Origin of the sequence: Nocardioides sp. T5, assembly GCF_048161455.1 — a bacterium.
Classification (GTDB): domain Bacteria; phylum Actinomycetota; class Actinomycetes; order Propionibacteriales; family Nocardioidaceae; genus Nocardioides.
Map to the genome: position 1 here is coordinate 3050244 of NZ_CP182415.1, position 13741 is coordinate 3063984.

The window sequence follows — 13741 nt, forward strand, 5'->3', positions numbered from 1 at the left end:
GATTCTCGGGACGCAAGAGGGTCCGTGGGCCGGGAGAAGGAGCGTTGCCGTGCCCGTGCCTCGACGTCTTGCCGTGCTGGTGACGCTGATCCTCGCGTCGACCGCCCTCGCCATCGTCACCGCAGCGACGCCCGCAGCGGCCGCGCCGTGCGACCCACCCGTGGCCAACCCGGTGGCGTGCGAGAACACCCTCCCCGGCAGCCCTGAGAGCGAGTGGGGGATCACCGGCGCCGGGTCCTCCTCGATCCAGGGCTTCGCGACCGACATGAGCGTGGACCAGGGACAGACGATCGGCTTCAAGGTCGACACCAGCGCCTCGTCGTACCGGCTCGACATCTACCGGATGGGCTACTACGGCGGCGACGGCGCTCGCCGGGTCACGACCGTCACTCCCACCGTCCTCACCAACCAGCCGAACTGCCGCAACGACGTCGCGACGGGCCTGGTCGACTGCGGCAACTGGACCCAGAACGCGGCCTGGTCCGTGCCGACCACTGCCGTCTCGGGGATCTACTTCGCGCGGCTGGTGCGCACCGACGGCACCGCCGGCGCCAGCCACGTCTTCTTCGTGGTGCGCGACGACGACGGCGGCTCGGACCTGCTGTTCCAGACCTCCGACACCACCTGGCAGGCCTACAACACCTACGGCGGCAACAGCCTGTACGCCGGCGCACCGGCCGGACGCGCCTACAAGGTCAGCTACAACCGCCCCTTCACGACGCGGGGCAACGCGCCCGAGGACTGGGTGTTCAACGCCGAGTACCCGATGGTGCGGTTCCTCGAGGCAAACGGGTACGACGTCAGCTACAGCTCCGGCGTCGACACGGACCGCCGCGGCGCCGAGCTCCTCGAGCACGAGGCATTCCTGAGCGTCGGGCACGACGAGTACTGGTCCGGCAGCCAGCGGGCGAACGTCGAGGCGGCTCGCGACGCCGGCGTCGACCTGGCCTTCTTCTCCGGCAACGAGGTGTTCTGGAAGACCCGGTGGGAGTCCAGCATCGACGGCTCCGGGACCTCGCACCGCACGCTGGTGTCCTACAAGGAGACGCACGCCGACGCGAAGATCGACCCGCTCAGCAACGTGTGGACCGGCACCTGGCGCGACCCGCGGTTCAGCCCGCCCGCGGACGGCGGCCGCCCCGAGAACGGGCTCACCGGGACCATGTTCGCCATCAACTGCTGCGCCATCGACATGGTGGTCGGCCAGGCAGACGGCCAGATGCGGTTCTGGCGCAACACTCGCGTGGCGACACTGGCAGCCGGTGCGACGACGACGATCGGCGACAACGTCGTCGGATACGAGTGGGACGAGGACCCCGACAACGGGTTCCGGCCGCCGGGCACGTTCCGGGTGTCCCAGACAACCGGCAGTGGCGAGAGGCTGCAGGACCACGGGAGCAGCTACGGCCAGGGGCAGGCCACCCACGCGATGACGACGTACCGCGCCGCCAGCGGCGCCCTGGTCTTCAGCGCCGGCACGATCCAGTGGGCGTGGGCGCTCGACGGTGAGCACGACCGTGGCTCGGCCGCCCCCGACACCGCGGCGCAGCAGGCCACGGTGAACCTCTTCGCCGACATGGGCGTCCAGCCGGACACGTTGACCGCCGGCCTCACCCCCGCCACGGCGTCGACGGACACCGCTGCACCCACGACGACCATCACCTCGCCGACGTCGGGGGCCACGCTTCCCGTGGGCTCGCCCGTGACCGTCAGCGGGACAGCCACGGACACCGGAGGCGGCCGGGTCGGCGGCGTCGAGGTCTCCACCGACAACGGGGCGACGTGGCGGCGCGCCACCGGACGTGGGTCCTGGAGCTACACCTTCACCCCGTCCACCTCGGGAGCGTCGACGTTGCGTGCACGCGCGGTGGACGACAGCGCGAACCTCGGCACGGCCGCGACCACCAGCGTCACCGTCGGGACCGCGCCCACCTCGTGCCCGTGCACGATCTGGCCCGGGACCGCGACCCCGGACCGCACCGACCCCGATCGCGATCCCGTCGAGGTCGGCGTCAAGTTCCGCACCTCCGTCGACGGGCTCATCACGGGCATCCGCTACTACAAGCCCACCGAGACCTCGGGCACCCACGTCGGCTCCCTCTGGACGAGCACCGGCACCCGCCTCGCGCAGGTGAGCTTCACCAACGAGAGCGCCAGCGGGTGGCAGCAGGCCACCTTCGCCACCCCGGTGCCGGTCACCGCTGGGACGACCTATGTCGCCTCCTACTTCTCGCCCACCAGGTACGCCGTCAGCTCGCGCTACTTCCAGAACGCCGGCACCACCCGGGGACCGCTCACGGCGCTGCAGGACGGCGTCAGCGGCGGCAACGGCGTCTACCGCTACACCACGACGCCCGGCGCGTTCCCCAACCAGACCTGGCAGAGCGAGAACTACTGGGTCGACGTCGTCTTCACCGAGGCCAACGACACCACCAAGCCGAGCGTCAGCTCCCGGGCGCCCGCACCGGGGGCTTCTGCGGTCCCGGTCGGCACCGACGTCACAGCGACCTTCTCCGAGCCGGTCCAGCAGTCCACGATCGCCTTCGAGGTCCGTGCCCCCGGCGGCACCGTGGTGCCCGCAACGGTGTCGTACGACGCGGCGACCCGGACCGTCACCCTCGACCCGCAGTCGGCCCTGGCGGCCACCACGTCGTACACCGTGGCGCTCAACGGCGCCCGCGATGCTGCCGGCAACCAGATGGACGCGGTCACGTGGTCCTTCACGACCGACACGCCGGACACGACGAGTCCCACGATGTCCGGGCGCACCCCGGCGACCGGTGCCACCGGGGTGCCGCTCGGGGTCTCGCCGACGGCGACGTTCAGCGAGGCCGTGCAACCGGCGTCCGTCACCTTCGAGCTCCGTGGCGCCGGCGGCGCCCTGGTCGCCGGCACCACCACGTACGACGGCCCGACCCGCACAGCAACCCTCGACCCGAGCAGCAACCTGGCCGCCAACACCACCTACACGGCCACGGTCAGCGGCGCCCGGGACGCCGCGGGCAACCAGATGGACCCGGTGTCGTGGTCCTTCACCACCACCGCCGCGACGTCGGGGTGCCCGTGCACGATCTGGCCGTCCTCCGCAGTCCCGGCCGGCACGGACCCCGACACCAGCTCGGTCGAGCTGGGAGTGAAGTTCCGGTCCAGCAGTGACGGCTTCGTCACCGGCATCCGCTACTACCGCCCCAGCCAGTCGACCGGGACCCACGTCGGCAGCCTGTGGACCCGCGCGGGCGCGCGACTGGGCCAGGTCACCTTCACGGGCGGCACGGCCAGCGGCTGGCAGGAGGCGACCTTCGCGACACCGATCGCAGTCACCGCCGGCACCACCTACGTCGCCTCGTACTACACACCCAGCCGCTACGCCGCCAGCCCGGCCTACTTCGCCACCTCGGCCACCACCCGAGGGCCGCTGACGGCACTGCAGAACGGCACCGACGGCGGCAACGGCCTCTACCGCTACACGTCCACGCCGAGCACCTTCCCGGACCAGACCTACAACAACGAGAACTACTGGGTCGACGTCGTCTTCGAGGACGGCCCCGACACCACGAAGCCCACCGTGACCGCACGGACCCCCGCACCCGGCGCAACTGGCGTCGGGGTCGGGACCGACGTGACCGCCACCTTCTCCGAGCCGGTGCAGCAGTCGACCCTCGGTCTCGAGCTCCGCACGCCCGGCGGCGCCCTGGTCACCGGCACGACGACGTACGACGCCGCGACCCGCACCGCGACGCTCGACCCGGGCGCGAGCCTCGCAGCGAGCACCACGTACACCGCCACGGTCACCGGAGTCCGGGATGTCGCCGGGAACGTGATCGACCCGGTCTCGTGGAGCTTCACCACTGACACACCGGACACGACCAAGCCCACGCTCAGCAGCCGCTCCCCCCTTTCCGGCGCCAGTGGGGTGTCGACGGCCGTCAGCCCGACGGCGACCTTCAGCGAACCTGTCCAGGCGAGCACGGTCACCTTCGAGCTGCGGGCTCCTGGTGGCGCGCTCGTCGCGGGGACGACGTCGTACGACGCCACAAGCCGCACAGCGACGCTGGACCCGACGGCGAACCTCGCCGCGAGCACGACCTACACCGCTGCGGTGAGCGGTGCCCGTGACGCCGCGGGCAACCAGATGGACCCGGTGTCGTGGACCTTCACCACCGCCGCCACGACCTCGAGCTGCCCGTGCACGATCTGGCCGTCGACCGCCACGCCGGCGAGCACCGACCCGGACACCAACGCGGTGGAGCTCGGCGTGAAGCTCCGTACCAGCACCGCTGGCTACGTCACCGGCATCCGGTACTACAAGCCGACCCAGAGCACTGGCACCCACGTCGGCTCGCTGTGGACCGCATCCGGGACCCGGCTGGGCCAGGTGACCTTCACGAGCGAGTCGGCGAGCGGCTGGCAGCAGGCCACGTTCGCTTCTCCGATCCCGGTCAACGCGAACACGACGTACGTGGCGTCGTACTTCACCCCCAGCCGTTACGCCGTCAGCAGCGGCTACTTCGCCAGCAGCAGCACCACACGGGGCCCGCTGACCGCCCTGCAGAACGGCACCGACGGAGGCAACGGTCTCTACCGTTACACCACCACACCGAGCACGTTCCCCAACCAGTCCTTCAACAGCGAGAACTACTGGGTCGACGTCGTCTTCTCGGAGCAGGCCAACGACACAGTCCCGCCGACGGTGGTCTCTCGCGTCCCGGCCCCTGACGCGACCGGCGTCGCCGTGGGTGCGCGCCCGAGCGCGACGTTCAACGAGCTCGTCACCGGGTCCTCGGTCTCCATGGTGCTGAGGACGGCCGATGGCCAGGTGGTGCCGTCCACCACGGCGTACGACAACGGCACCTCGACGGCGACCCTGACGCCCACGACCGACCTCACCTACACCGCCTCCTACACGCTCGAGGTGAGCGGCGCCCGTGACACCGCCGGCAACACCATGGCCCCGGTCTCGTGGTCGTTCCAGACGGCGGCGGAGCCGCCGCCCGGGATCGAGGACGGCCCCGGCGGGCCGATCGCTGTGGTGACCGCCAGCGGCAACCCCTCGTCGTCCTACCTCGCGGAGATCCTGCGCGCGGAGGGCCTGAACGAGTTCACCAACGTGCGGGTGTCGACGCTCGACGCAGCCACCCTGGCGGCGTACTCCGTGGTCGTGCTGGGAGACGTCGCGATCACCGACGCCCACGTGACGGCGCTGACCAGCTGGGTGAACGGCGGCGGGAACCTGGTCGCGATGCGGCCGGACACCCGCCTGTACGCCCTCGCCGGGATCACGGCGCAGACAGGCACCGTCGGTGACGGCTACCTCGCGGTCAGCGCCGCCACCGAACCGGGGGCGGGCATCACCACCGACACCATGCAGTTCCACGGCACCGCGAGCCGCTACTCCCTCAACGGCGCCACCGCGGTGGCGACCCTCTACTCCAACGCGACCACCAGCACCGGCCTGCCGGCGGTGACGCTGCGCAGTGTCGGCACCAACGGCGGGCAGGTCGCCACCTTCGCGTTCGACCTGGCCCGCTCGGTCATCGCCACGCGTCAGGGCAACCTCGCCTGGGCCGGTCAGGACCGCGACGGCGCCACGCCGAACCGGTCGAACGACCTCTTCTTCGGCGGCGCCGCCACCGACTGGGTCAACCTGGCCAAGGCGCACATCCCGCAGGCGGACGAGCAGCAGCGGTTGCTGGCCAACCTCGTCACCGTCACGGCACGCGACCGGTTCCCGGTGCCTCGCTTCTGGTACTTCCCAGGCACCCACAAGGCCGTGGTCGTCGCCACTGGCGACGACCACGGCAACGGCGGCACGCCCGGGCGCTTCAGCACCTACGCGTCCGCGAGCCCGTCGGGCTGCTCCGTCGCCCGCTGGGAGTGCCCACGATTCTCGTCCTACATCTTCCCCAGCACGCCGATGACCAACGCCCAGGCGGCCAGCTTCCACACGCAGGGTTTCGAGGTCGGGCTGCACCCGCAGAACAACTGCACCAACTTCACGTCGTACCAGGCCCTGGAGGACACCTACACCAGCCAGCTCGGCACGTGGCGCGCGAAGTACACGTCACTGCCCTCGCCAACGACCAGCCGCTACCACTGCATCGTCTGGAGCGACTGGGCCTCGCAGGCGAAGGCCGAGCTCGCCTCGGGGATCCGCCTCGACACCAACTACTACTACTACCCCGGCTCCTGGATCGCCGACCGCCCCGGCTTCATGAACGGCTCCGGCATGCCGATGCGGTTCACCGACACCGACGGCTCGATGATCGACGTCTTCCAGGCCAACACGAACATGACCGACGAGTCCGGCCAGAGCTACCCGTTCACCCCGAACACCCTGCTCGACCGCGCGCTCGGCAGCCAGGGGTACTACGGCGCCTTCACCGCCAACCTCCACACCGACGCGGCCTCGACGTTCGAGGACACCCAGGTGCTCGCGTCGGCGCAGGCACGCAACGTCCCGGTGATCGCCGCCCGCCAGCTGCTGACCTGGACCGACGGTCGCAACGCCTCGTCCTTCTCGGGCCTCTCCTGGAGCGGTGGCACGCTCTCCTTCACCGTCGGCGTCGGTGTCGGCGCGACCGGCCTCACGGCCATGCTGCCCACCACGGGTCCGGGGGGTGCCACCCTCAGCGCTGTCACCCGAGGTGGCACGGCCGTGCCGTTCACCACGATGACGGTCAAGGGCCAGCAGTACGCCGTGTTCCCGGCCGTCGGCGGCGCGCACCAGGCGACGTACACCCCGGGCGGCGGCACCAACCAGGTCACCGCCGCGAGGGCCACCACCGACGACGCAGGCGCGACCTCGCTCGCATGGACGACGAGCAACCCCGGGACGACCGTGGTGCGGCTCGGCACCTCTGCCGCGGACCTGGGCGACGCGGTGGTCGTGAACGGACGCACCACCGAGCACCTCGCCGAGCTCGACGGCCTCGACCCGGCGACGCGCTACCACTACGTGGCAGAGTCGCGAGGCCCGGACGGCAAGGTCGTCCGGTGGCCGGCGAGGGGCACCGCACCGGCGACCTTCACCACGCCTGGCCCGGACCGTCGAGCACCCCGCATCAGGAACGTCCGGGTCCGGCCGATGCCTGACGGCACGGCCCGCATCACCTGGCGCACGGACGAGCCCGCCACCTCGCGGGTGCGCTACGGCCGGTCCGGCCGCATCCCTCGTGGCCTCGGGCTCGACGACCGGCTGTCGCGTCGGCACGTCGTGGTGGTCACAGGGCTCGCGCCGCACCGTTCCTACACGGTGCGGGTCGGCTCGAGTGACGGCGCCGGCAACGTCGCACGCGCCCGGGAGACGCGGTTCAGGTCGCTCTCGCCCGGACTGGCGATGTTCACCGCGGAGGACTTCCGCACCGGCAGGACCGACGACCGGATGCGGCTCGACGACCGGGGACTGGGCTCCCTCACCCTCAGCGGGCGGGGCTCGGGCACCTACACCTCCCGGGTCGTCGACTCCGGGCGCAAGGCGGCCTGGAAGCGGCTGGTCCTCGATCGGGACGAACCGGCCGGTTCACGGATCCTGGTGCGGGTCCGCTCCGGCGACCGGCCGAGCCCGGACGGCACGTGGTCGGGCTGGCGGCTCGCGGCGCCCGGGGTGGGGCTCGGGCTCGAGGGCCGCTACGTGCAGTACGCCGTGCACCTCTCCGCGTCCGGGACGTCCCTGCCCGTCGTGCGCGGCATCGGCGTCACGCGCACCGGTGGTGGCGCCGGACACTGAGCCTCGACGTCACAGCCGGTCGAGCAGCCAGGACGGGCTGAGCACCTGCGCCGGCGCGACGTTGGCCGCGAGTGCCCGGTCGGCGGTCACCACGACCACGTGGCCACCGGCCTCGCCCGCACGGCGCGCCTGCGCCCGGATCTCGGCGTCCCCGTCGCGCGCGGCGTGGACCGTGCGCACGTGGGCGTCCCGGCCGGCCTTCACGCCGCCCTTGGCCTGCCCCTCGAGCACCAGCACGATCTCGTCGTACGCCGTGTCGGCGACCAGGAGCCGCTCGTGCAGGCGGCGCGCCGCACCCGCCCGGTCCTTCCACCAGCCGTCCGGCACCGACCCGACGACGTTGGCCCCGTCGACGACCAGCGTCGAGGTCATTTGAGGAACTGCGAGAAGTCCTTGGGCAGGTTGAGCTGCTCGGCGGCCTTCTCGTAGTCGACCTCGGCGCCGTCGGGGTTGCCGAAGGGGTTGGCGGACTTGTCGGCCGACGCCGCCTTCTGCTGCGCCTTCTGCTGGGCGGCCTTCGCGGGGTTGCCCGAGACGCGCTTCTTGCCCTTCTTGCCCTTGCCGGCCTGCGCGGCCTGGCGAGCACCGGCCCGCTTCCCGCCGCCGATGCCTGGCATGCCGGGCATCCCGGGCATCCCGGGCACGCCGCCGCCCTTGGCCATCGACTCCATCATCTTGCGCGCCTCGAAGAAGCGGTCGACGAGCTGGTTGACGTCGGAGACCTGGCGACCGGATCCCGCGGCGATGCGGGCACGGCGCGAGCCGTCGATGATCTTCGGGTTGTCGCGCTCGGCCGGCGTCATCGACTGGATGATCGCCTGGATCCGGTCGATCTCGCGCTCGTCGAAGTTCTCGAGCTGGTCGCGGAACTGCCCCATGCCGGGGAGCATCCCCATGATCTTGGTCATCGAGCCGAGCTTGCGGATCTGCATCATCTGCTGGAGGAAGTCCTCCAGCGTGAAGCCGCCCTTGGTCGCGAGCTTCTCGGCCGCCTTGAGCGACTGCTCGGAGTCGAACGCCTTCTCGGCCTGCTCGATCAGGGTGAGCATGTCGCCCATGTCGAGGATGCGCGAGGCCATCCGGTCGGGGTGGAAGAGGTCGAAGTCGGTCATCTTCTCGCCGCTGGAGGCGAACATGACCGGCTTGCCGGTGATGGAGCGGATCGACAGCGCGGCACCACCGCGGGCGTCACCGTCGAGCTTGGTCAGCACCACGCCGTCGTAGCCGACGCCGTCGAGGAACGCCTGCGCGGTGGTGACCGCGTCCTGGCCGATCATCGCGTCGACGACGAAGAGCACCTCGTCGGGCTGCACCGCGTCACGGATGTCGGCGGCCTGCTGCATGAGGGTCTCGTCGACGCCGAGGCGACCGGCCGTGTCGATGATGACGACGTCGTGGAGCTTGCGCTTGGCCTCCTCGATCGAGGCACGGGCGACCTCGACGGGGTTGCCGCCGTGCTCGACGCCCTGGGCGTTGCCGGGCTCGGGGGCGAAGACGGGCACGCCGACGCGCTCGCCGTTGACCTGGAGCTGCTGGACGGCGTTGGGGCGCTGGAGGTCGGCCGCGACGAGCAGCGGCGTCTTGTCCTGCTCCTTGAGCCACAGCGCCAGCTTGGCCGCGAGGGTGGTCTTGCCGGCGCCCTGGAGGCCGGCGAGCATGATGACGGTCGGCCCGCTCTTGGCGTAGCGCAGGCGGCGCGTCTCACCGCCGAGGATCGTCACGAGCTCGTCGTGGACGATCTTGATGATCTGCTGCGCCGGGTTGAGGGCGCCGCTGACCTCCTCGGAACGGGCCCGCTCCTTGACCGCGCCGACGAACTCCTTCACCACCGGCAGGGCGACGTCGGCCTCGAGCAGCGCGATGCGGATCTCGCGCGCGGTGGCGTCGATGTCGGCCTCGGAGAGCCGGCCCTTGCCGCGGAGGTTCTTGAAGGTGTCGGCAAGGCGGTCGGAGAGTGTGGCGAACACGGTGTGGGTCTGTCCCTCGCATCGGTGGTGGATCAGGGTGGAGCACGGTCTGGTACGACGACCAAGACTAACGGCCGCACCCCGTCCGGGCTCAGCCGACGAGGCCGACCCCCCAGGTGGTGCCCCGAGGTCAGCCGCCGAGCGCGGTGCGTACGGCGTGGGCGGCGGCCGCGGCCCGCTCCTCCGTCGGGCGCACCCCGCCGACCTCCTGGACGTAGAAGACGTCCACCGCCTGCGGCCCGAGCGTGGAGACGTGGGCGGAGGCGACCGTCAGCCCCAGCCCGGCGAGGGTGGTGAGCACGCGGTGGACCACGCCGGGGCGGTCGGAGGTGCGGATCTCCAGCACCAGCGAGGCGCGGGAGGCGTCCGGACGGACCTCGACGATCGGGGGCAGCTCGCCGTCCGGTCGCGCGGACAGATCGGGGAGCCGCTGGGTCCCCTCGACGACGCGCCTGATCCGCTCGCGCACGACGCTGGCGTCGAGGTAGGCGTCGGGCACCTCCCACGCGCTGACGGCCCACTCGCCCTCGGCGTCGACCTGCGACCAGGCGCGGGCGGCGTGCACCGGCACCCGCAGCGCGGCGAGGCCGCCGGCGACGTCGGCAAGCAGGCCGACCCGGTCGGCTGCGACCACGGTGACGGTGGCGCCCACCTCGTGCGGGGTGACCTCGACCGACACGGCGGTCGGGTCACGGCGTACGGCGTCGGGGACGGGCAGCGACCCGACCGGGGCGACCTGCGCGATCTCGGCGCCGAGCGCGTGGCCGGCCCGGGAGACGAGACGGTCGACCAGGGACGCCCGCCACGTGGTCCAGGCCGCCGGTGAGGCCGCCCTGGCGTCCGCCTCGGTGAGGGCGCGCAGGAGCTCGAGGCTGGCCGCGTCGGGGACGTGGGTGAGCAGCTCGGCGGTGGTGGCGGGGTCGTCGGGGTCGCGGGTGGTCGCGAGGTCCGCGAGGAGGAGGTGCCACCGCACGAGGGACGCGACCACCTCGGCGTCGAGGTCGGTGAAGCCCATCCGGGCCACGACCTTGCGGGCCAGGGGCTCGCCGGCCACCGAGTGGTCCTGCAGCGAGCCCTTGCCGATGTCGTGCAGCAGGGCGGACACCAGGAGCAGGTCCGGCCTGCGGACGGTGCGGATCAGCGCCCCGGCCTCCGCGCACGTCTCGACCACGTGGCGGTCGACGGTGAAGCGGTGGATCGCCGAGGCGTGCGGCAGCAGCCGGATCTGCTCCCACTCGGGCAGGAACGTCTCGATGCCCTCGACCTCGTCGAGGGTCTCCCAGACCGGCAGCAGCCCCGCCCCGCTGGCGAGCAGGCGGACCAGCGCGTCACGGGCGGGAGCCGGCCACGGCACGGGCAGGGGGGCACCCTCCCGCACGAGGCGGGCGGCGGTGGTGGGCGCGAGCACCGCGTCGCGGCTCGCCGCCTCCGCCGCGGCGCGGAGCAGCAGCGTGGGGTCGTCACCCGGCCGGGTGCCGGCGTCGAGGACGACCTCGCCGCGCGAGAGTGCGATGCCGGGGGCGATCCGCTCGAGCGCGGGCGTGCGGCGCCCCCGCTCCCCCGTCGACCGGGCCATCACGGCGTCCGTACGCCGCCACGCCAGGCGTGACAGGTGCCCGATGCGGCGCCCGAGCGAGCGGACGTGGCGCTGTGCCGCCCCGGCGTCGGCGAGCCCGAGGCGTTGGGCCAGCGGGGCCCACATCTCGGGTGCGATGCGGTCGGCCGGTCGGCCGGCGAGGTCCTGCACCTCGTCGCGGACGTCGAGGAGCATCTGCCGCGCCGCCTCGAGCGCCGGGGTGGAGGCGTCGACGAGCCAGCTGGCCTCGATCGCCTTCAGCACGCCGGCGTCCCGCAGGCCGCCCTCGGCCTCCTTCACGTCGGGCACCGAGGCGTGCGCGAGCTCGCCGGTGACGTCGTGGCGCTTGCGGGTCATCGCCTTGAGCTCCGGGAGCCGGGTCCGGGCCTGCCGGCGCCAGTCGGCCAGCATCGTCGTACGCAGCCGGAGGCTGAGCCCCGGGTCGCCGGCGAGGTGCCGGGCGTCGAGCAGCCCGAGCGCGACCCGGAGGTCGGTCGCCGCCTCGAGCACCTCGCCCATCGAGCGGACCGAGTGGTCGAGGCGGCGCCCGGAGTCCCACAGCGGGTACCAGAGGGTGGCACCCAGGTCGCCGAGGTCGACCCCGTCGTCGTGGACCAGGACGACGTCGAGGTCGGAGTGCGGGGCGAGCTCGCCCCGGCCGTAGCCCCCGACGGCGACCAGGGCCACCCCGGTGACGGGCCCGCCGGAGGCGGCGTACGCCTCCCGGCAGAGCTCGTCGGCCGAGGTGGCCCTGGTCTGTCGATCTGCTGCGGTCACTGGAGGATCCCCGAGAGGGTCGCCATCAGAGCGCGGACGCGTCCTGCTCACCGGTGCGGACCCGGACGACGGTCTCGACCGGGCTGACCCAGACCTTGCCGTCGCCGATCCGACCGGTCTGCGCGGTCTTGACGACGATCCCGACGACGTCGTCGGCGTCGGCGTCGTCGACGACGATCTCGATGCGGATCTTCGGGACGAGGGCGATGTCGTACTCCGCCCCGCGGTAGACCTCGGTGTGGCCCTTCTGGCGGCCGTAGCCGCTGACCTCGGACACCGTCATCCCGGCGACCCCGAAGGTCTCGAGCGCCTCGCGGACGTCCTCCCACTTGTGCGGCTTGATCACCGCGGTCACGAGCTTCATGCGCTGGCTCCTTCGGTCTTGGTGTTCGTGGCGGTGGGTGCGGCGGCGGGCGCGGTGGAGGCCGCAAGGACGCTGCCGCCGCCGCTGGTGCCACTGTGCAGGTCGTACGCCGACTCGCCGTGCGCGACGAGGTCGATGCCGTTGACCTCGTCCTCCTCGTCGAGGCGCAGACCCATCGTGTACTTGATCGCCAAGGCGATGAGGGCGGTCAGGACGCCGGAGTAGATGACCGCGACGACCACACCGAGGGTCTGGTCGCCGAGCGAGCCGAACCCGCCGCCGTAGAGCAGTCCGTCGACCCCGCCGGCGCCCTCGGCCGTGGAGAACACGCCGATCAGGACGGTGCCGACGACGCCGCCGACCAGGTGCACGCCGACCACGTCGAGCGAGTCGTCGTAGCCGAGCTTGTACTTCAGGCCCACGGCCCAGGCGCAGACGGCACCGGCCACGAGGCCGATCGCCACGGCACCGGAGAGGTTCACCGCGCCGGCGGCCGGGGTGATCGCGACCAGGCCGGCGACGATGCCCGACGCGGCGCCGAGGGACGTGGCCTTCTTGTGGATCAGCCGCTCGACCAGCAGCCAGCCGAGGATGGCGGCCATCGTGGCCAGCGTGGTGTTGGCGAAGGTGCGGCCGGTCTCGAGGGGGAACTGGGTCTCCGGGTCGTCACCGAAGACGATCGAGCCCACGTTGAAGCCGTACCAGCCCATCCAGAGCAGACCGGCGCCGAGCATCGTGAGCGTCAGGTTGTGCGGGCGCATCTGCTCGCGCGGCCAGCCGATGCGCTTGCCGAGCAGGATCACCAGCACGAGGGCCGCGACGCCGGCGTTGATGTGGACCGCGGTGCCACCGGCGTAGTCCTGGGCACCGATGCGGCCGCAGATGAGCGAGTCGTCGGTGCAGCTGAAGACCATGTGGGCCATCGGGAAGTAGACGATCACGGACCAGAGCGGGACGAAGACGACCCAGGCAGAGAACTTCAGCCGGTCGGCGACCGCACCGCTGATGAGCGCGGCGGTGATGATCGCGAAGGTCATCTGGAACATCACGAAGATGTAGTCGCCGGTCGAGACGCCGTCGAGCCAGAGGAGCTCGAAGGGGTTCGCGAAGAACGTGCCGTCCCCGCCGAATCCCATCGACCAGCCGACGGCGACGTAGAGGATGCCGACGATGGCGGCCGCCACGTAGGACATCATCATCATGTTGAGCACGGACTTCGACCGCGACATGCCGCCGTAGAACAGGGCCAGCGCGGGCACCGTCATCATCAGGACGAAGGCAGTCGCCACCAGCATGAAGGCGTAATAGCCGTCCACAGGACCTCCAGAGTT

The 13741-nt window shown here is 71.8% G+C and carries 6 protein-coding genes; 1 reads left to right on the forward strand and 5 read right to left on the reverse strand.

The annotated features are described in order from the left end of the window. Window positions 1-49: 49 nt before the first annotated feature. A complete protein-coding gene (locus ACNKF0_RS14905) occupies window positions 50-7726 on the forward strand; it encodes a DUF4082 domain-containing protein (protein ID WP_416953321.1) in 7677 nt (2558 codons plus the stop codon). 9 nt (window positions 7727-7735) lie between these two features. Here ACNKF0_RS14905 and ACNKF0_RS14910 read toward each other — a convergent pair whose 3' ends face one another. The 5 genes from ACNKF0_RS14910 to ACNKF0_RS14930 form a co-directional block, all read right to left on the reverse strand. Next, entirely contained in the window at window positions 7736-8098 is a 363-nt protein-coding gene (locus ACNKF0_RS14910) for a hypothetical protein (RefSeq protein ID WP_416953323.1), read from the reverse strand. Further along, a complete protein-coding gene (gene ffh, locus ACNKF0_RS14915; RefSeq protein ID WP_416953325.1) occupies window positions 8095-9693 on the reverse strand; it encodes a signal recognition particle protein in 1599 nt (532 codons plus the stop codon). The genes ACNKF0_RS14910 and ffh overlap by 4 nt, the downstream gene beginning before the upstream one ends. Before the next feature lie 130 nt (window positions 9694-9823). Further along, the gene (locus tag ACNKF0_RS14920) at window positions 9824-12046 is read right to left on the reverse strand and encodes a [protein-PII] uridylyltransferase (RefSeq protein WP_416953327.1); all 2223 of its coding nucleotides are present in this window, start codon (window positions 12044-12046) and stop codon (window positions 9824-9826) included. 25 nt (window positions 12047-12071) lie between these two features. After that, the gene (locus tag ACNKF0_RS14925; RefSeq protein WP_210438240.1) at window positions 12072-12410 is read right to left on the reverse strand and encodes a P-II family nitrogen regulator; all 339 of its coding nucleotides are present in this window, start codon (window positions 12408-12410) and stop codon (window positions 12072-12074) included. After that, the gene (locus ACNKF0_RS14930; RefSeq protein WP_416953329.1) at window positions 12407-13726 is read right to left on the reverse strand and encodes an ammonium transporter; all 1320 of its coding nucleotides are present in this window, start codon (window positions 13724-13726) and stop codon (window positions 12407-12409) included. Before ACNKF0_RS14930 ends, ACNKF0_RS14925 begins: the two co-directional genes overlap by 4 nt. Window positions 13727-13741 lie beyond the last annotated feature (15 nt).